Consider the following 21,578-nt stretch of genomic DNA (forward strand, 5'->3'; position numbering starts at 1 on the left):
TATAGATAAATTATCTGTCTAATATTTTTATTTCATTATTCATTTTTCACAAATTTGCTTTTCTATTTCGATTTATTTTACTTATTTAGTGATATATCATATTTTTTATTCAAATAAAAAAGGACTACGCTTCTTTGTCGTAATCCTCTTTTATAATTTTTTCTTTTTACTGGTGCTATTATTGATTCTTCCTAAGGCTTTAGATGCGAATAACTTTGCTTTCTGACATATCACACTGTATCCTTTTTGCAGTTCAATTTATGCGCTATGCGTAAGCGACATCGGAACCTCTTTGTAAACAGACCACCGAAATTACAATTTCAATCCACACTCTACGCGCAAGCGACATCATCATGGAATCATTATCGGATTTTCCGGTACGGATTTCAATCCACGCTCTACGCGCAAGCGACATCGATTTTATCTTCCTTGACATGCTGTCCATGAAAATTTCAATCCACGCTCTACGCGCAAGCGACATCCCTGCGGTGGCCTGTATATCGTTCCCCAGTTGATATTTCAATCCACGCTCTACGCGCAAGCGACATCTCCGATGTAGATTTAATTAAATTCCACAGGATGATTTCAATCCACGCTCTACGCGCAAGCGACATCCTACTGTAGGTACACCTCTTTAGAGTATATGGTAATTTCAATCCACGCTCTACGCGCAAGCGACATCAATCCAATCACAGACCTGTTTTATATACTCATCAATTTCAATCCACGCTCTACGCGCAAGCGACATCTCTGCCCCATCAATATCACCAGTCTCTGAAATCATTTCAATCCACGCTCTACGCGCAAGCGACATCGATATTGAATCTTTCAATCCTATCAGTTCATCTATTTCAATCCACGCTCTACGCGCAAGCGACATCCGTTCCGCAAAGTCATATTTCCGCAATCGCTGGATATTTCAATCCACGCTCTACGCGCAAGCGACATCTAAAGGGCGCATGTTTTCAGAACCCAGAGTTAGAATTTCAATCCACGCTCTACGCGCAAGCGACATCTGGATGGAAGAGCTTTTATCCCATTAATAATAGATTTCAATCCACGCTCTACGCGCAAGCGACATCCGTTATTCTCATAAGTATCTTCTATGTCTGGATATTTCAATCCACGCTCTACGCGCAAGCGACATCGCAGTGGTGGCGCTGCTGCATGATGTATGCAAGCTATTTCAATCCACGCTCTACGCGCAAGCGACATCGGAATGCTCTTGGTTGATATTGCTAAGAAATTAGAATTTCAATCCACGCTCTACGCGCAAGCGACATCCTGTCAGATTTGTGGAGAGCCATTGGATTGGTTAATTTCAATCCACGCTCTACGCGCAAGCGACATCGATAATGGGTGGAGCAAGGCCTTACTGGGGGCTATTTCAATCCACGCTCTACGCGCAAGCGACATCAGCAAATATGCACAGCTTTTCTCCTTCACTTTTGTACTATTCTCCTAAATTTTATCTCTTTTCTTCTTTAAATTCAACCTAAATTCAAAATTACTTTAACTTATTCACCTGATTTCAATATTTTCTTACTATTTTCAGGTGCGAATCTCCCAGTAAATCTCTGTTCACTTCACATTCGCACCTGATTATATATTCTCCATCGATCTCGTTATTATTAAAATTACTTATCTCTTTTACACATAAAAATCCCCGGAACACCTGCTAAAAAGGTACTTCCGGGGAGTATAAATTCATAAATCAGTTCAAATTAGTTGCCATCTGTGCAGCAACTTCTGCAGCAAAATCTTCCTGCTTTTTCTCAAGACCTTCACCTGTCTCGAAACGAACGAATCTCTTAACTGTTACGTTAGCATTGTTTTCTTTTGCTACTTTCTCTACATACTTAGCAACTGTAAGATCGCTGTCCTGTACATATGTCTGGTCTAACAGACATACTTCTTTCAGTTCTTTGTTCAGACGTCCGATGATCATCTTCTCGATGATGTTGTCCGGTTTTGGCTTATTGCTCTCTTCATTTTCTTTCTTAGCCTGAGCTAACAGGATCTCTTTCTCGTGATTCATGTATTCCTCAGACACTTCTTCACGGGATACATACTTCGGATACATAGCTGCTACCTGCATTGCTACGTTCTTTAAGCATGTCTTGATGTCTTCGTTTACAACGTCTGTATCAGCTTCTACAAGGACACCGATACGTCCGCCGCCGTGGATGTAAGATACTACGCATCCGTCTGTTACGACCTTCTCAAATCTTCTGATGTTCAGGTTCTCTCCGATAACTGCAACTTTTTCTACTAATGCATCTTTTACAGTCTTAGTTGTATCTGCTGCCCATGTCTCAGCCATAAAAGCGTCCATATCTGCTGCATCAGAATCTGCTGCCTGGTTCGCAACTGCTTCTACGAATGCCTGGAAATCAGCGTTCTTAGCAACGAAGTCTGTCTCAGAGTTCACTTCTACGATTGCTGCAACTTTGTCATCTTTCACAACTGTCTTAACGATACCTTCTGCTGCAATTCTTCCAGCTTTCTTTTCAGCTTTAGCCTGTCCGTTCTTTCTCAGGAATTCGATTGCTGCATCCATGTCTCCGTTTGTCTCTGTCAGAGCTTTCTTGCAGTCCATCATTCCTGCGCCTGTCATTTCTCTTAATTCTTTTACCATTCCTGCTGTGATTGCCATGATTCTTTCCTCCATTATTCGTTATTTATTACGTTTTTAAACTGATCTTCACCCCTGGGGGCTTTTATCTTATCAATAGGTCCGAGGAACTTTTATAAGATAAAAATGCTTCAACCTGTGATCCACAGGCTGAAGCATCTCAAGTCCGTAATTACTCTGCTTCTACAGTCTCTTCAGCTACTGCTTCTTCTGCAGCTTCTTCATAATATACTTCTTCGCCTGCTGCTCCCTGATTAGCTTCGATTACTGCGTCAGCCATCTTGGAAACGATTAATTTAACGGCTCTGATAGCATCATCATTACCTGGGATTACATAATCCAGTTCTTCCGGATCACAGTTTGTATCACAGATACCGATCAACGGAATTCCCAGCGTGTGAGCTTCCTGAACACAGATTCTTTCTTTCTTAGGATCTACGATGAAGATTGCATCCGGGATTCTCTTCATTTCTTTGATTCCACCCAGGTTCTTCTCTAATTTAGCCCATTCTTTCTTCAGTTCAATTACTTCTTTCTTAGGAAGTACATCGAATGTTCCGTCTTCGGACATTCTCTCAATATCTTTTAAACGCTGTACTCTGCTCTGGATTGTCTTGAAGTTGGTCAGCATACCGCCAAGCCATCTCTCGTTAACATAGAACATTCCACAACGCTCTGCTTCTGTCTTGATTGCATCCTGTGCCTGTTTCTTTGTTCCTACGAACAGGATTGTTCCGCCGTTAGCAGCGATGTCTGCTACAGCCTGGTAAGCATCGTCAACCATTCCTACAGACTTCTGTAAGTCGATGATGTAGATACCATTTCTCTCTGTGTAGATGTATGGAGCCATTTTAGGGTTCCATCTTCTTGTCTGATGTCCAAAGTGAACACCTGCTTCTAAAAGTTGTTTCATTGAAATAACGCTCATGTTTCTTTCCTCCGTTTGGTTTTTAACTTCCGCATGCTTTTACTCTTCCTTGAGACCGGCCTGTTCATAACTGACTTCCTTAACAGACTTAGGCACCGTCAAAGATATCCGCATACGTGTTTTTTTGCAACGGTTGTAGTATATCATAGAAAATACTGGAATGCAAGGCTTTTTATGTTGTATCTTGTAGATATTAAGATGTTCCTCTTGATTAAATCACTGTTATTGTACTACTGATGTAATAGTTCAATTATTCACTTCAATTATACGACTTCACGCCTTCGTTATTTCCCGATATCTTTTATATGTCTTGTCTGCAATACCTTCATATGTTATTCTTAACATATCATACTTCTTGCCCGGTAAAACTTTTTCCAGACAAGATATGATAAATAGCATGGTAAAATATATCATATGGAGGTAAACGCATGAAATTTACATTTGCACATAACAATCTGAATGTCTTTGACCTGGAAAAATCCCTGGCTTTCTATAAAGAAGCTCTTGGATTAGAAATTACAGAAACAAAAGACGCTGATGATGGCAGTTTTACTCTGGTGTATCTCGGAGATGGCACAACTCCTCACCTCTTGGAGCTCACCTGGATTCGTGATATGAAACGCCACTATGAACTTGGAGACAATGAAATCCATCTTGCATTCCATGTAGATGATTTTAATGCTGCCCTGGAAAAACATAAGAAAATGGGGTGCGTCTGCTTTGAAAATCCTGCAATGGGGATTTACTTTATCGAAGACCCCGACGGCTACTGGCTTGAAATCGTTCCATCAAAATAGAAAATATGACACAAAAAATCCCGTGGAAACACGGGATTTTTATAATCAACATATGATATTCTTTCTTTTAACTCTTACCAATATCTTACAAATGCGGATGCACGTACCGAACTAACACAGATTGTAGTTCCTGGCTGCTGTGCCTCGATCATCTGTCCATTACCTATGTAAATCGCTACATGCCCAGGTGTCCATGCAATGTCCCCCGGCTGTGGATCGCTTACCTGCATTCCACCAGCAAGCTGCTGTGAATCAACTCTTCCAATATAGATTCCTGCCTGTGCGTGACACCACTGTGTCAATCCTGAACAATCAAGCCCCACATACGGTGTTGTACCACCCCATACATATGGCACCCCGATCTGTGACCAAGCCGCACTTACAATTGTCTGTGCCGCGCTTACATTACCTGAACTGCTTCCACCACCGCTAGGCTCCTCTGGGGCTGGCGGTGCTTCTGGTGTATCTGGAGTGTCTGGGGTATTCGGTGCTGGAGCTGGTGTTTCTGCTCCTCCGCCATTATTACCACTTGGTGTATTGTTATTCTCCTGCTGCTGTGCCTCTGCTTTTTTTGCGGCTTCCTGAACAGCTTTTTCCCTTGCTGCCTGCTCTTCTGCGGCCTTTCTTGCAGCTTCCTGAATCTGTGCATCAAGATTAGCAACCTCTGCACTCTTACTTTCAATTGTTGTATTCAATTCAGTCTGCTGTGCTTCATATTCTGTCTGCATATCCTCGAGTTTGTTCATATCTTCCTCGAGAGATTCTTTCAGTTCTTTTACTTCTGTCACTGTCTCAACATATTCATCTAGCATCTGACGGTCGTAACTATGTACCTTCTGCGCATATTCAGCCTGATTCAACATCTCCGCAATACTACCGGAACTTAAAATTCTCTCAACTGCTGAACCGTCGCCCTCTTCGTACATATACTTAATACGAAGCTTCATATCCTCGTATTGCTGCTGCTCTTTCTCTTCTGCTTCCTTTAGCTGCTTCTCAGCCTTGGTAATCTCTTCACCTTTTGTAATCAACTGGTTCTGCAGATCTGTCATCTTGGACATCAATTCTGATAATTGGGACTGCAGGCTGTTCACTTCATTTTGTGCAGCCTTCTTCTGTGATTCCAAGCTTGACGTATTCGCTGGCGCAGCAAAAACAGGTACAGCCATCATTGAACATGTCAGAGCTGTAGCTAAAAGCATGTTACGTACTCTTTTAAATTTCATAAATTCACCCATCCTTATTATATTATTATCTATGTCCCCACATATATGACTTACTATACAATATTCTACCGCATTTTTCAACAGGATTTCATAAAAAATATATTAACATTAATTTCCATATTGCATATTATGCCAGAATTTTTTTCTCTATAATTTGTCCGTCGAAAACTGCCGGACAAAAAAGGATTCCCTGAATAGCATCAGGAAATCCCTTTTATTTCACCTAATATTATGTTTTATATTCTCTTAGTAACGAACATAAATCATACCGCCTTGTACTGGTCCGACGATAACACCAATACCGTAATCTGCTGCATGAATCATCTGTCCTCCGCCTATGTAAATACCGCAGTGGGATGCGTTCACACACACATCTCCTGGCTGTGGATCACTTACCTGTGGCCATGCTAAGAATGTAAATGTCGTTCCAAGACGAGAATAGCTTCCTGTCAGACAATAGCTGACAAATCCCGAACAATCGAATGATCCTGGTGCACATGCTCCCCATGAATACTCTGCCCTACCTACCCAGCTATTTGCTCGGTCCACGACTGCATTCCCTGTGGAAGCATTATAATTCGGCTCTGGAGCTGGTGCTGGTGCCGGTGCCGGTTCTGGATTATTGTTATTCTCTGGAACATCTGTGTTCGGTGAATTATCTGGTGTTTGCTGCTGGTCAGGTGTCGTAGTGTTTGTATTACCACCATTATTAGTAGAACCGCTATTGTTATTCTGCCCTGCGCTTGCTGCCTGTTCCTTCTTCTTTTTCTCTGCTTCTGCCGCTTCCTTTTTCTTCTGCTCTTCCAATGCAGCCTTTGCTGCTTCCTGAATCATGACATCCAGATTCTCTACCTCTGCCTGCTTGCTGCTGAGCATCGTTGAAAGCTCATCTGACTGTGACTTGTATTCGCCTTCCAGATTCTCAAGCTTTGTCATGTCATTTTCCAGATTGGACTTTAGTGTTTCTACTTCCTCTACTGTCTCTGCATATTCCTGCAGCATGCTTCTATCATAAGAATGAATCTTCTGTACATATTCTGCCTGGCTGAGTACCTCTGCAATCGTGCCTGAGGCAAGAATTCTCTCTAGTGCAGATCCATCTCCTTCTTCGTACATATACTTAATGCGGAGCTTCATGTCCTCGTATTGCTGTGCTTCCTTCTCCTCAGCAGCTACGAGATCCTCTTTTGCCTTTGAAATCTCCTGACCTTTCGTGACCATCTGTCCTTCAAGCTCATTCATCTTTCCCATCAAGGTATTAAGCTGGGACTGTAAGGAATTCGCCTCATTCTGTGCCGCCGCTTTTTTCTCCTGAAGTGAAGCCTGATTGTTGCTTGCTGGTGCTGCAAAAACTGGAGTTACTGCTAATGAACATGTCAAAATAGCCGCGATTAACATACTATGTACTTTTCTGAATTTCATTTTACCACCTATTCCCTATGTATTTATGATAAGTCCTTCTATAAAACGCTTTTTCCCCATAATCTTCCTATTTTAAGAAGATATTACAAAATAGCTCGAATTATATACGGACATTCTACTCTTTGCATTATACTTTATCATTATAAAAGAACTCCTCACTTTTTGCAACATGTTTTTAACATTTTTGTAAATATTTATGTAACATTTTGGCCTTTTCTGCTTATATAATTCTCGTTTCGGGCTGTTTTACAAGAGCTTGGAATCCTTGATCTTTTCCTATTATAACAGTTGATTCTGCAAAAGAAAAGCCCCAACCACCTACTATTGCAGGTGATTGGGGCTTTTTTACGCTCTGTTATATCCTGCCGCTTTAAGCCGGCAGGTATTTCTGGTATCTACATTTACACAATTCTCGTAACATATTGCTTGATGCTATATATTTGTTTTCGAAATCCACACTTATTTAAGATATCCTCATTTCGCTGAATCTGACAAGGAAGTCTGAAATTGCATTTTCCTGCTGACTATTACCTATTCCATGCTCTTTTATGTATTTTTTTACATTCTCTACATCCTCACGACTGAATATCCACGTCTCCTCTGGATCTTTTTCCCCAAGAAGTGATGCTTCAATCACCGCTTTATATTCCGGATCCTGATACCAGCGTGAATTAGAATGCAGGCCGCCACTTTGATCATCTCGGCCACCTTGATTCTTTTCATAATAAGTCTGATTGATGAATCTGACATACCTCGGATCTTCTGGCTCTACGACCTCACCGTCCTCGACTACATGTATTGCGCACTGACTGAAGGTTTCCTTTCCTTCTCCATCTGGCCCCATGCTGTCTTTTACCGCATAGGTGATTACAAGGTATCCTGACTCTTCAAATGATTGAAAATCCTCTTCCTGAAAATCCAACAGTTCTATTTTTTCCTGTAGCTTCCCCGGATATAATTCATCATCCTCCCGGTCCGAAACCTTTATCCGTTCCTCCTTCACAGCATCCGTCAAAAGCTTCTTTGCAGTGATTGTCCCATTTTTTGCTTCCTCTAATGTAAAATATCTGTCTTCTGCCTGGATAACTGGAAACTCATTGTATTTCACGCTCACGTTCCTTATATAGGAGGTCTCATTTCCAAAGCTGTCTGTAACATGATAGGTGATTTTGTGCACTACAGGAGAATCCTCTTCTGCCATTTGCATAAACCACGTATCCAGATGGTAATCATCAGGCATATCACCTTTCCACTGTTCTATAATCCCCTTCTTCTTTTCTCCATCCACAATTCTTCCATCTGCATATTCTATCTGCCGTATTTCGATATCCTGTGTAAGTATGCCGTCCTCCTGATCGTGCGCCTCCATATTTTGAAGCAGCATTTCCTTTGTAACCTCTGTTCCCTCATAAAATTCTAGTTCGCGATTCGATGTGATGACCGGAAATGCATCCCAGGAAGCATACAGATTCACTCCCTGTACCAGAGCCTCACTCGAATAATCCTTTCCCTGCTGCTCTGCTGCCAACGCAAGAAGCTGTTCAAAGCTAAGTCTGCATGACTGTGTATCAGGAAACCTGACTGATTTTGCAGATTCGTCCGGTTTGGTGTTCCATCCCGCAAATACAGCGTCTTTCCCTACATATTTAGTAAATTCTGAATTCTTACGGATTGTATAACCATTATTGGCCATACAGTTTTTCAAAGTCACATATTCTGACCGTTCTTCTCCTGGAACATTTCGGTTTCCAATATAGTTCACCTTGACTTTTGTTGCCCAAACTGCATACAAAGTAACCTTTCTATTAATAGAAGCATTGAGTTCACTTCCCGGTTGATATTCTCCTTTCTCCACATCCACATTTTCAGACCACCCACGAAATTTCAAATAAGGGGCTGACGGTACAGCAGTTGCCAGACGTATTGCTTCATACCAATATTTCTCACTATTGGACGGCATACTTTGTACATTCCCATCATAATTCTTCTGGAATTGAATCGGATATTTTGTACTGAGCACCACATCCTTATCCGCCGCTTTTGACTGTGATATCTGGTAGTCTCCCGGCCGCAGGCAGTAACCACCGTTTGGAGTCAGACCGAATTTTTGATAGCAGGCACTTCCCATTTTATTGTCACACAGGTTTTCCGCTGTTTTTCTGCCGTTCCCATACGTATTTAGCGTCAGCATCGCGGCACACTGTGCGTTCAGCCTTCCTGTAACAGAAATAAACTTTCCAGCACATAGAAACACGTCATTTTCCGCACTTACCATCCCATTTCCACTCATATTCATAGCGATTCCGTTATGGTAGATACCCTTTCCTGTCTTGGCTGTATTGTTTTTTAATGTTCCACCACTTAAATTCAGCTTACCTCCTGGCAGGATGCAGATTCCTCCGCCGGCATTTGACGCACGATTTCCTGTGACACTGCCTCCTGATTTCGTGAAAATCCCACTATTTAAGATTCCTCCTCCATTCGTTGCTGCATTGGAATAGATTTCACCTCCACTGACATTTAAAGTACTTTTATTGACGATCCCACCTGCTGAATTACTGTAGATCTTACCGCCTGTAACCGAAACGGTACCGCCATTCACTACAACCCCTGCACTTCCATTATTATGAATTATAACGGAACCGCTGATTGTCATTTGGCGTCCTTTGATATTGATTCCATCCAATTTGTTACTATAAATATTCCCGGCATTTATTTGGATATTCGCTTTTCCATCAATATTCTCTACCCCAGATTCATTATCATGAATCGTGCCTCCTGTCATAATAAAGGTAGAGTCTCCTTCTCCGACATGAACACCACTTTTCCGATTATTGTATATTTCTCCTCCAGAAAGGCGTATTGTCTTCTCGGCCCGCACGCCATCATAGTTATTTCCATAAATTTTGCCACCATATATATTAATATTTCCCATCGTAGCAATTCCATTAGAGCCGTTTCCTGTGATCCATGCCCCATCATAGACATTTGTCGTTCCGTACGCATTCCAAACGCCATTGCCCCAAGCATTGATGAGTCTGACTCCATTTTTCAGATTCACAGTACCTCCATAGGTACTTAAAACTCCAGAGCCACCCTTACGGCAGGCATCCATTGTCAGCGTGAATCCTTCATTTCCTCCCAGCGTCCATGTGGCTGTCTTCCCCTCCGGCGTACAGATAATGCCAGCAGGTTCCATATGTGTCTCCCGGAATGAAACTTTAACATTCTGTTCTTCTGGATAAAGGGAATAGGATTTTGTCGTAACAATATGTGTAGCCTCACAATTACGAATCACATAGAGAGTCCCGCCGTTTGGCATACCGTCGAAAGCACTGTTAAAAGTCGTATAATATTTGCTGCCGACTCGCGCGACCGCATTGGTCTTTAACGCCCCTCCGACAGCGCCAGGAGCTGCCGCCCCTTTTCCTGTCACTACAATCTGCAGCGCTTCTATACGTTTGGATATGTTCACTGTCCCGGCTGACTGCCCATTCTTCGCCCATCCGAGCCATCCATAGGATTCACAGTAAGCTCTGTAATATAAATCGTAACTTCCAGCATTTTGCCCTATCAGCTTCATCCTCAATGCTTCCATCCGAAGTGACTGTCCAGTCGTGCCAGTAGTAGCTCCATTACTTACCCAGCCCATCCATCCTTTGGATTGGACATGGGACTCATAGGTAATCCCTAAATTGGCATCTCCTGTTATCTTAATCTGCAGTGCTTCCATACGTTTTTGGCTTCCAGCCGTCCCCACTGATCCACCATTACTGTTCCACGCCTGCCATCCTGTTGTCTGACAAGAGGCACGGTAGGTTACCCCTGCCCCTGCTGCAGCACCTAAAACCGGTATGACATTTCCACGCATGGACTTGACAACAGCAGTCTCATCTGCTTCATCCTCAGCATTGTTCTTGTCTATACCATAAATAGCATATAGAAAACATAATGTCTCATCGAATACCTGTTGCACTTTGGTCTCTTCTGCATGATCCAGTTCTTCTAACAACCTTACCAGTTCCGTCAAATCATAGGCAGAATTCCGATTCCGAGATTCTATAAAATCATCAAAATCCAATATATCCGCAATTTCTACTCCAGATATCTCTTTGAGCTCCTCCTGCTTTGGATTTAATATAACCTTCTTGAATATATGGAACGCATTTTCTTTCCATGAGTCTTCCTTCTGTCCATCTTCTGCCTGCTGCATCTTGGCATATTCATTTTCAGAATCACTGCCTTCTGTCTGTTTCCATTTTGTTTCCTCCCTTCCTTTATATTCATCTCTGGGTGTTTCCCCTTCTGTATCTTCCTGCCCGCTCCCCATCTTCTCATTTCCAGAGGCCTCGCTCTTAGAATCCTTATCGTCGGACGGACTGCTTCCTGCAAGTTCATGGTCGGGCTGACTGTTTTCTCCATACACATTACTTGTCGCTTCATTTTCCGCTGCATTCTCTTCTGCATTTTGCTCTGTCTGATTTTCTCCTTCTATTTCTTTTTCCTTTATTTTTCCATCTTCTCCATCTGCCTGTTCACAATGTTCCTGCTGTCCCTCTATATTCTTGTTTTTCTGTATAGCATGCAATCTTTTTATCAGTTCCAGGTAAAAGGCAAGGTTCTCATCTATTTCTCTCTTTTTTCCTTTTTTCTTATCAAGTGAGTCCTTATCTTGAGATATCTGCCCTCCTCGTGCTGCTTCCTCTACTATACTGTACCTATATAGAATTATCATCTGATACAATTCCGCTTCTGACAGTCCATCCAGAAAAGCTGCCCGCGTTTCCTCGTCTGTTGTCTCCAGGATTTCTTTCAAATCCTCCCGCTCCAGCAAGCCATTCACCATCTCCTGAAACTGCTCGGAGCACCACAGGCGTCTTTCCCCGTCGTCTTCATCAGAAGGCCTTTTCACTTCTCTGTCTTCCATATTATGGATACTATTTTCCTGGGCTTTCACATTCACAGGAAAACACACGGTGAAAAGTATCACTGCTGCTGTAAAGATACAAAAGCTCTTGAACTTCTTTTTCATAGCCGTTCCTCCTGCTTATATACTGCCTGGAATTTTATTTCCTCTCTGACACAAATTGTATTGATATTCTCTATTCCATATAGAACGCCCATTCCATTGACCGGTTCTACCATCCTCCAGCCACAGAAAACATACCCTTCTTTCTTCAATTCCGCTCTTGGAAGTACTGCTGCTGTCAGATGATCTCCTCCGTGCACACTTACTTGTTTCAGCACATATTCCTGTTCCTCACTGTCTACATGTTCCTTACTCTGAGCAAGAAAAGAAACTGGATAAAAAACATCCTCCTCTTCTTTTTGGTCTTCCAGTATCACCGTCTTATGTGAAGACACACTGCCATATCCGATGACCTGTTTGTATCTCTCTGACACCCTGACATCTAAAAGACCCTTTTCTACATCAACGTCCAGGATATCTATCGTGTATTTCGAGTCACTGGACATCTTCATTAAAAAGCCCTGGATAAAATCTGCCGTAAATTCTTTTGTACCATTCTCCTTTTCTATATGATAGACCGGATTAACTGTCAGTATTTTCATTGACTGCTCCATCGCTGCCCCCAGACTATTATCCAGTTCGTTCTGCCGGGCCGTCCTGTTCTCTGACGTTTGAATGGCAACTCCCGAAAATATCAGGATGATTACCATAAAAAAGCCAATGACAGCATTTTTCATATATTCCCTTCTCCTTCCTGTTCTTGACAGGCTATCTCGCATAGCCTACAATTTCATGCTCCAGGAACAGATCCAGGATAGGAATGGTGTAATTATAATTCAATGTTATTTTGGCATACTTTCCGCTTTCTGAGCTGATCAAGGGTTCAATCGCCAAGCTGGTATATCCATTATCTACTGCCTTCTCTTTGCAGCTTTGAATGACCGCCTCTGAGAAATCTCCTGCCTCCACTTCTGCCATCACAGCGGAATGATAATTCTGTGCCTTCTGCGTATTTAAAGATGCTGTTATATATGCCGTACTAAGCACTGCCATAAAGGCAATCATAATCATTCCGATCATCGTCTCAACCGCGCCTTTCATCCTTCCTCCTTTTAGTCCACAATAAAACGGTATGTCTTTTCCCTGGCCTTCAAACTGCCAAGATACGTTTCCTCTGCCCTGTATATGACCTGATATGTTCCTTTTTGATTCGGAAGGAAACACTTAGCGTCAGTTGCAGATGTGATATCTTTTCCAGCCGGATTTATAATTTTAACAATAGAAAGGGAAACCTTTTCTCCATCCGCATTTTCTGCTCTGATTTGAAATCTCCCCGTATCCAGCAGATTATACTGTGTCCCCCTTTTTAGCTTCTCTGTGCGAACAGACAGATCTGGAACTTTCCTTGATGCGATCGCTTCTGCTGTCTCAAAGGCATCCTCATGTCCGACCTGTTCCACAGGCTTTGCCTGGGCGAGGAGTCCAAGGAAACCATGGTCTGATCTTCCGAACAAGAACAGTACCATGCCACAGAGGATGACAGCCAAAAGAATCACCTTCCCATACTCACCTAGCATAACCTTCAAACCCTTTGCCTCCCTTCCTTCTTCTTTTTATCCACTGCACATGGAACCTATACTTTCTGCAAAAATCTTTGCCAGCTGATATAAACCGCCATTCCCATCCAACATCTCTGTCATGATTCCCAGGAATAACAGCCCCATAAAACAGGCCAAAATAATACCGCCATATTCTTCTATAAATTCCTTTATAAGTACCACTTCCCATCCTTGTATCCCATATCATCTATTCCTCTTTTATCTGTATCCGGCTCCGGGAACACCCCTATTACTATCTATGCCCCCAGCCCCAGACATCCTATCCTTTTACTGCTGTTTTCCTGAACTTTTGTTACTGCCTCTTGCACTATCAGAAGCTTTACATTCTCGTCTCGCACATCAGACGCAGAATCTCCCATAAGCCTGACATTACTGCATAGCCGGTCAGTGAAATAGCAATAATCCCTCCATATTCCTCAATAAATTCTTTCACGTATCTCCCTCCTCTTAAGCCACATTATTAACTGCCGATAAGATATAAACGACAACCAATGCCAGATCTGCCAGCATCTTTATTACACCTGTAATCATGGGAAGCAGAATTAGGAAGCTCACTCCAGCAATCTCATCTTCTGCCCTGAGCCTCTCTGCTTTATCGGTCATGGCCGCATTCCTTTCTACCAACGGACTAATCTGTCCCCCGATATCGGCCGCACCGAACTCTGCCATAGAGTATAAGACCTTCATCGCCGATGTAACATCCGGTAGTCGTACCGGATTCATAAAACTAAGATATGGCTGTACAGAATCCGGTTCCCTTTCCACTGCCTCCAAAAGTCCGCCTAATTCTTCTTTCAGAATCTCCGGTGCACCCTCCACAGATTTGGCCAAGGATACATGCACATTATCCGTCTGAAGTTTCAGAGACATACTAAGGAGCCATTGTGGAAATGCCTTTTCCACAGCTCTCGTCAGATGCTTCATCGATACCTTATATCTGCGTGCCGGCTGAGTTCCAATCAAAACAGCAAAGATTAAGATAAGACCTGCTGCTCCCATATTTCCTTTCAGGCAGAAAAATAGGATGAATGGCATCAAAATCACCACTGCATACATACCTTTCCGTCTGTCCCTATCTAATTCCCCATGCATAACATATTCATACTGCCTTCTCACCTCTTCATATTCCATGCCCTCCTCGCCCAGAATCAGACTTTTAGAAAGTTTTCTCTGGGCAGCATACCAAATCAGCAGATTCAACAGAATTGTCAATGTTGTGACGATCTGGGATATCACATTCTCAGTAATGGAAAATTCCTTAGGAAGCATGAATACTGTCATTCCACAGATTAAAAATGATAAACCGATTCCAATCGTAATCTTCACCTTGACGTTCTTCTTTTCCCTTTGCAGCTCGTACACTCTGTCAATCCATAATTTCCTGTCATGAAGCAGGATATCTGCAGAGGCATTGAAATCACCGCCCACTTCCTCCGCTTCAATCAAAAAATCATGTATCTTGTACAGCCTGGCACAACCATATTCCTGCTCAATAAAGGCAAATGCTTCTCTGTATAAATGTACATTTGCATCAGCGCTGCGGATATACTCCACTGCAGCCAATATCGCATCATGCAGCCTGCTTTCCCCTTTCTTGAACAGAACAAGTGTATCCTCGAGTGCTGTTAATATCTTGGCACGCCTTTTAAAAGAATATAGAATCTGCTCCATATACGCTGTGATATCCTCAAATCTTTTCTGCTCATACATATTCCGGTATTCCATGGGGAAGATGCCCGGGACAAAGCAGGCTGTTACCAGACATACGATTATGATACACGGTGTCTTTAGCCTGAACACATATGCCATTGCTGCAATCCCTCCTGATATTCCCAGAAAGTAACCTACATATTTCTTTAAGGAAAAATGGTAACCAAGTTTATGAATCTCTTGTTTTACACATCTGGGATCTAAGTATCGGATTCCTTTTTTCTTTCTTCCACCTCTATTCATTCCGTCCTCCATAAAGCGCCATTATTCCTACTCCCTGTTCCTATGTTTCATACCTCCAAAAGGATTTCCTATATTCTCCAGCCTGAATTTCTTCTTAAGATTAGCTGGTATCTCCTGTGAAACAAACCTGCCGCCTTCTGCAATCAACTGCATTATATTCGATTCATCTACACGGTCGAACAGACAGATCTGGTCGATATATCTGACCACTTCTCTCCTGTCAGTCACCCTCTTCCTGAGAAGGACTCCTACGTTCAAAAAACTGTAAATATCGTTTTCCAGCCGGGAAGCTGCATAACTGTCCTGCATCATATTCTGGATTCTGTCCGGTATCTTCCTCGTATCATCCGTGTGCAGAGTAGTCAGCCCATGAAGTCCGGTAGAAAAACACTCCAGTAAGTATTTCACCTCCATTGACCGAGCTTCCGAAAGCAGCACCCACTGCGGATTTTGTCTCAACGCTGTCTTAATCGCCTTCGTATAAGAGAACAACTCATCATCCACCTTTAACTCCACGCAGTTCGATCCTGGATTGATCTCCCGATAATGAATCTCCAGGTTATCCTCTATCGTCATGACCTTTTCCTCTTTCGGAATATACTGTGTCAAGAATTTTAATAATTCTGTTTTTCCAGCACCCGGGCGCCCGCAGAAGACCATATTCATTCTGGCTCTCATGCAGGAGATCAAAAACTCCAGCACCTCCTTAGAACAATACTGCTCCCGAAGCATCCTTTCTTCTGTCAGTCTCATCACTGCAGGAGTCTTGCGAATGGATATCGCATATCCGGTATTCGTCGCACTTGGATGAATAATAGAAATACGCAATACATCCGTCTCTGCCTCCAGCACATTATTGAACTTATTAATCTGTTCACTGACCACATTGGAAACTCTGATACTGAACTGATTCACAAACTCCTCTGATAATTGAACCGGTACTTTATAAATGCCTCGTTTTAAATGCTCTACCCAGACATCTGCCCCATTATAGTTAATGTCAGTGATCTCATCATCCATTACATACCGAAGCAGAGGCCCAAAACTTTCTTCCTTTAAATTCCACGCATCCTTTGCAACCTTCACCTGTCATCCCCCGTCATCCGTTAGCTGACTACAGCTGCGGTCGTTCCCAGTGCAGTGGTCAACTTGCCCACTGCCTCGGTGATGCCTAATTTAATACTGTTTCCAAGCGGCGTTGCTGCCACTACAATAATCATAATCACGATTGCTGCTACAACAATAATCCCATACTCTTCCATAAATGTTTTCATATACATCCTCCTATAAAATTGTAAACTCACCTTTTATCGTGTTCCTATTCTCCCGCAATGTTTATCTGCTTTCAGATAACATGCAGGAATCCCTTGTTATTTGGAGAACATCTGGTGTCCTCGTTTATGAATTACCTATTTAACGGCACAATCAATACGCATCACCGCCTTTCCCCAAATAACATACTGCTCTACCAAAATAACAGCGCACCTTATAAGATGTCCTCCTGATTTCCTAACCGGAAACCTGGACAGACTTCTATCTGTAAAAATATGAATATCTTCGGAGAAGCTCCGAAAAAGAATTGTTGCTAGATTATAAAACGCCTCGATAAAACTCCATCTCATCATAGATTTTGAATGACTGCTATTTGATCCCACCCGTTACTATCCCATCGAAACCGGTCGACCAAAAAAAGATATGCTCTAACTTTTTATCCCTATTCCCGCAATTATATGCATAGCTTGCTATGTATATCCGTGGTACAAAAAAACACACTGCAGCTTTTTAATAGAAATAAATTACATCACAACTCATACAAGGAAAAAAATAAAGATTCCCAGATCCCTAATAGATATATAAAAGATAAATTCCCGATACAGACCCAACCTTGTCTGTGCTATTAGACTACTCTTATCCCGGACAAAAGTCAAGCACATTTTTCTATTTTGTTCTCCGCCTTTTGCCATCACATTCCATAAAATAATTCAGGGCCGGTATCTTCTGACGATACCAGCCCATCTCGTATAAATCACATTTTACTATTATCATGTTATCTAAACATATCCATCATATTTTGATTCTCATGCGGCATATCTGGCAGTTCCGGCTTTTCATCAATTCTCTGTATCAGCACGAACATCACAGAACCTATGAATGCACATGCCACAGTCATGATTCCCAACCTGGATGCCTTTCCAAGCAGCCAGTCAAATCCACCTGTATTCGTTAGAATCAGGGACGTCATATTTGCTACAATATGAAGCAGAAGGGGGGCTTTGAAGGAGCCAAATTTTTCATAAACGTAAGCAAGCAAAAGCCCGAGTACAAAGGTATATAAAAACTGTACCATATTGCCGTGAGTCAAACTAAACAGAATGGTCGAATATAATGCAGCCGAAAAGAATTTACTTCGTTCCCTGTATCTTTGAAACAAGACTCCCCGGAACATTAATTCTTCCGTCAGTGGTATGATAATTCCCAGACACAAGTACTGCACCGGCAGGCTGGCAGAATAGAACACCTCTGATGTCTCCTCATATTCTACGCTTGCAAACGCAATATTGCTCATTACAGCCAGGCAGTTCAAGCCAATACAGACCGCTGCGCCCAGGCCGATAATCTCCAGATATCTCCAGGGTTCTGCCTTTTTATTGACAGGAATGGACATAGTACGCTCACGTTTCCTGTCAGCGTGAAATAGATAGGCTGTTAACGGTATCGTACAGAGTGCTGCTATCGCTAGAATCTCGACCTGATATTTCATGATCAGATTCAACATATTTTCATATTGCTGCATCATCAATTCTGTCGCCTGTTCCTGAGTAGTCACATCTGCCTCTGCCAGTTTCTTCATGAAACCGCCCAGATGTGGAATCATGACAACAAATCCAGCAAATGTACTTGCCACAAATTCAATCAGCCAATACAAAAGAATCGGACCGCATACTCTCCAGAACTGCTTTGCTCCCGGGTTCTTATTCATTCGTTGTTTCCCTCACTTTCTTCTGTATCCACTCCCTCACATCATATTTATTCCCTTTCAGAGAGCCCTGGACCATCTCTGGTTTTCCGCCTCCCCGTCCTGAAAACATCTCATTTAATCCTTTCGCAATTGGCCGCACGTCCATAGACTTACTTCCAATCACATAGCGATATTCTTCCCTGCCTGTTTCCAGAAAAACAGCACATCCTTTTTTCCCTTCTGCCAGGACAAGATTCATCAATATTCGCGGGCCGTCCCCTTCCAATTCATTTTCAAACAGACAGGTAAACGCTTCCTCCTGCGGAATTTCTCTGGCCCTGTATTCCAGCAGCTTCCTCTGGCTTTCCGAAAGTTTTGCCTTCCATCTTACTTGTTCTTCCTTTAGATGTTCTACTGCTTTTGACACCTCATTTTCTTTTGCACACAACAGGGTCGATATATTTTTCACATGGCGTTCTTTCTCTCTATAGTCTCTCAAAGCCCGGAATCCGCAGAGCATGGTCACTCGAACTCCGCCCTTATACCGCTGTACATTTGTCAGCTTGACCATCCCGATTTCTCCAGTATACTCCACGTGTGGCGCACAGCAGGCACATACATCATATCCAGGAATGGTTACGATCCTGACCTGGCCTTCTATCTCTATCTTGCTGCGGTATTCCAGCATTTCCAGCTCTTCTTTTGAAGGATAAGAGACCTGAACCTTAAGATTTTTAAAGACAGCCTCATTGGCCGCCCACTCAATCTCCTTTAATTCTTCTTTTGTAATTTCTCCGTTAAAGTCCATTGTGCAGTCCTCGCTGCCCAGGTGGAACCCAACGTTATGATAACCAAATCTTTCGTGGACCAGTCCTGAAACAATGTGTTCCCCTGTATGCTGCTGCATCTTCATAAAACGCAGTTCCCAATCAATCTTACCAGTCACCTCGGTGCATGGCTCAATCGGTGCTTCCGTCAAATGATAAATCAGCCCATTTTTTTCATGGACATCCAGCACCCTCACATCTCCAAGCAGTCCGGTATCTGCATACTGTCCGCCGCCCTCTGGAAAAAAGGCAGTCCTGTCAAGGACCACCTCATATGCTTCCCCTTTTGGCTGACACATCTGGACATTGGCTGTAAATTCCCTTTGATGACTGTCCTGATAAAATAACTTCTCTGTCATATTCCCTTTTTACATCCTTTCAGGTGCCTCAAAACCAAGCAGATCGATACATGTCTCCAGAATTTCCTTTACAAGCTTCAAAAGCGCAATGTATCCTGCCTTACGCACTTCCTCTTCCTCTGTCAAAATCTTGGTCTCATGGTAGAACTTATTGAATGCATTCGCCAGGTCATAAATATAAGCGCACAATTTATGCGGAGCTGTCTCCTCATATACCGCATCGATTACATCATTGAACTTGGCTGCCTCTAACATCAGCGCCTTCTCACAGTCATTTTCCGCACTCTTGACAGAAAGTCCAACAAGTTTTCCACCATTTTCCTGATATTTGTTCAAAATCGACTTGATACGTACAATCGTATACAGGATATAAGGTCCAGTATTTCCCTCAAATGAAGTAAACCGATCCACATCGAACACATAATCTTTAGATGCCTGATTGGATAAATCACCGTATTTGATTGCTGCCAGACCGACGATCTTAGCCGTATTTAGCGCTTCCTCCTCGGTCACAGTACGGTTATCCATGATCTTCTTATACATCTCCTCATCAATCTCACGGATTAGGTTCTCCAGACGCATCACACCGCCTTCTCTTGTCTTGAAAGGCTTACCATCCTTACCATTCATGGTACCGAATCCCAGGAACTCTAACTTCACATCTGGACGCACAATACCAGTCTTCTTTGCACAGCGGAAGACCTGTACAAAGTGCAGCTCCTGACGCTTATCAACTACATAGATGATCTCATCAGGCTTATATAATTCCTCACGCTCTACAAGTGTAGCTAAATCTGTTGTATCATATAGGGCCGCCCCATCCGATTTCAAAATCATACACGGAGGAACTTCCTTTTTATCATCCTCTTCCTGGACATCTACCACAAGGGCTCCTTCATCATAATGAGCATATCCTTCGTTTTTCAGTCTCTCCACCATGTCAGGGATATACTTCTGAGCATCCGCCTCCCCTTTCCACAGATCAAAATCAACATTCAGATTGTGATAGTTCTTCTTTAGATCTGTCACAGAAACATTCATAATATGATTCCAAATCGCGCGGTAGCCACGGTGTCCATTCTGAAGCATAAAGGTCGCCTTAAGCGCTTCCTCACGATACTCTTTATGCTCCTTGGCATAGGCACTGGCTGTCGGATAGATTTCCTCCAGCTCACTAATGGTAAATGGTGCCTCTTCTGGATAATCGCCCTCAAATGCCTCATCAAAATAAGGAAGCTCTGGCTTTCTCTTTTTTAACTCTGTGATGATCAGTCCCATCTGATATCCCCAGTCTCCCAGATGGATATCTCCAGTCACATGATTTCCTTTAAATCTAAAAATACGTTTGAGACTCTCTCCAATGATTGCAGAACGCAGATGTCCCACATGAAGCGGCTTTGCCACATTCGGACCGCCGTAATCAATCATGACCATCTTCGGTTCTGCCTCCTTTTCTACTCCCAGATCCGGGTCCGCTGCCATTTCATTCAAATATGAAGCAGCAAAAGATGGCTCTACCTTTAAGTTAATGAATCCCGGATTCACAGCCTCCGCCATCTCAAAGCACGCACAGTCCTTCAAGCCTGCCACGACATCATTTGCGATCATGATCGGCGCCTTCTTATATGTCTTGGCCGCCGCCATCGCGCCGTTGCACTGATATTCACACAAATCCGGTCTGTTAGAAAGTGTTACCTTTGCAAATGCTTCGTCGTAACCTGCTGCCTGAAAGGCATTTTTCATTTCTATAGTAATGAGTTCCAACAATGTATTCACTTTTATCTCACGCTCCGTTCTTTTTTTCTTCCATTTCGATATTCTATCATGTATAATCAGGAAGTACAAGTATTAATCATAGAAGTTTTCCCGTATTTACGGGCTTTT

General features: G+C 42.7%; 16 protein-coding genes and 1 CRISPR repeat array. Of the genes, 1 reads left to right on the plus strand and 15 read right to left on the minus strand.

The genetic code is table 11. The annotated features are described in order from the left end of the window. Positions 1-317: 317 nt before the first annotated feature. A CRISPR array of direct repeats spans positions 318-1,417; the repeat unit is 33 nt; unit sequence ATTTCAATCCACGCTCTACGCGCAAGCGACATC. 297 nt (positions 1,418-1,714) lie between these two features. Next, positions 1,715-2,656, minus strand: coding sequence for a translation elongation factor Ts (tsf, locus tag HGO97_RS16400; RefSeq protein ID WP_216243773.1), 942 nt, complete (start codon positions 2,654-2,656; stop codon positions 1,715-1,717). A 151-nt stretch (positions 2,657-2,807) separates the two neighbouring features. Then, positions 2,808-3,563: a 30S ribosomal protein S2 gene (gene rpsB, locus HGO97_RS16405; protein ID WP_216243776.1), complete on the minus strand. Its 756-nt coding sequence runs from the start codon at positions 3,561-3,563 to the stop codon at positions 2,808-2,810. A gap of 428 nt (positions 3,564-3,991) precedes the next feature. Between rpsB and HGO97_RS16410 the strand changes: the two genes are divergently transcribed. Continuing rightward, positions 3,992-4,360, plus strand: a complete 369-nt coding sequence (locus tag HGO97_RS16410) for a VOC family protein (protein WP_216243777.1) — start codon at positions 3,992-3,994, stop codon at positions 4,358-4,360. Between the two features lie 74 nt (positions 4,361-4,434). Here the strand turns inward: HGO97_RS16410 and HGO97_RS16415 are convergent, their stop codons facing one another. The 13 genes from HGO97_RS16415 to argS all read right to left on the minus strand — a co-directional run bounded on the left by HGO97_RS16415 (position 4,435) and on the right by argS (position 21,470). After that, the gene (locus HGO97_RS16415) at positions 4,435-5,586 is read right to left on the minus strand and encodes a C40 family peptidase (RefSeq protein ID WP_246597509.1); all 1,152 of its coding nucleotides are present in this window, start codon (positions 5,584-5,586) and stop codon (positions 4,435-4,437) included. A gap of 246 nt (positions 5,587-5,832) precedes the next feature. Continuing rightward, entirely contained in the window at positions 5,833-7,008 is a 1,176-nt protein-coding gene (locus tag HGO97_RS16420; RefSeq protein WP_216243779.1) for a coiled-coil domain-containing protein, read from the minus strand. 463 nt (positions 7,009-7,471) lie between these two features. Continuing rightward, positions 7,472-12,040, minus strand: coding sequence for an InlB B-repeat-containing protein (locus HGO97_RS16425; RefSeq protein ID WP_216243781.1), 4,569 nt, complete (start codon positions 12,038-12,040; stop codon positions 7,472-7,474). Continuing rightward, entirely contained in the window at positions 12,037-12,714 is a 678-nt protein-coding gene (locus HGO97_RS16430) for a hypothetical protein (RefSeq protein WP_216243783.1), read from the minus strand. The genes HGO97_RS16425 and HGO97_RS16430 overlap by 4 nt, the downstream gene beginning before the upstream one ends. A gap of 31 nt (positions 12,715-12,745) precedes the next feature. After that, on the minus strand, positions 12,746-13,078 hold the full coding sequence (locus tag HGO97_RS16435; RefSeq protein ID WP_216243786.1) for a hypothetical protein: 333 nt from the start codon (positions 13,076-13,078) through the stop codon (positions 12,746-12,748). Between the two features lie 11 nt (positions 13,079-13,089). Then, complete coding sequence (locus HGO97_RS16440) at positions 13,090-13,563, minus strand: hypothetical protein (RefSeq protein ID WP_216243788.1); 474 nt, start codon at positions 13,561-13,563, stop codon at positions 13,090-13,092. A 27-nt stretch (positions 13,564-13,590) separates the two neighbouring features. After that, entirely contained in the window at positions 13,591-13,758 is a 168-nt protein-coding gene (locus HGO97_RS16445; protein WP_216244044.1) for a hypothetical protein, read from the minus strand. Between the two features lie 285 nt (positions 13,759-14,043). After that, positions 14,044-15,549 (minus strand): hypothetical protein, encoded by a 1,506-nt coding sequence (locus tag HGO97_RS16450; protein ID WP_216243789.1) that lies wholly within the window; start codon positions 15,547-15,549, stop codon positions 14,044-14,046. 27 nt (positions 15,550-15,576) lie between these two features. Continuing rightward, a complete protein-coding gene (locus HGO97_RS16455; protein ID WP_216243790.1) occupies positions 15,577-16,635 on the minus strand; it encodes an ATPase, T2SS/T4P/T4SS family in 1,059 nt (352 codons plus the stop codon). A gap of 20 nt (positions 16,636-16,655) precedes the next feature. After that, positions 16,656-16,823: a hypothetical protein gene (locus HGO97_RS16460; RefSeq protein ID WP_216243792.1), complete on the minus strand. Its 168-nt coding sequence runs from the start codon at positions 16,821-16,823 to the stop codon at positions 16,656-16,658. Positions 16,824-17,596: 773 nt separating this feature from the next. Continuing rightward, positions 17,597-18,529, minus strand: coding sequence for a CPBP family intramembrane glutamic endopeptidase (locus HGO97_RS16465; RefSeq protein ID WP_216243794.1), 933 nt, complete (start codon positions 18,527-18,529; stop codon positions 17,597-17,599). Then, positions 18,522-19,694, minus strand: coding sequence for an alanyl-tRNA editing protein (locus HGO97_RS16470; protein WP_216243796.1), 1,173 nt, complete (start codon positions 19,692-19,694; stop codon positions 18,522-18,524). The genes HGO97_RS16465 and HGO97_RS16470 overlap by 8 nt, the downstream gene beginning before the upstream one ends. A 9-nt stretch (positions 19,695-19,703) precedes the next feature. Further along, entirely contained in the window at positions 19,704-21,470 is a 1,767-nt protein-coding gene (gene argS, locus HGO97_RS16475; RefSeq protein ID WP_216243798.1) for an arginine--tRNA ligase, read from the minus strand. Between the last annotated feature and the right edge of the window lie 108 nt (positions 21,471-21,578).

The sequence above is a fragment of the Faecalicatena faecalis genome (genome assembly GCF_012524165.2).
GTDB lineage: Bacteria > Bacillota > Clostridia > Lachnospirales > Lachnospiraceae > Faecalicatena_A > Faecalicatena_A faecalis.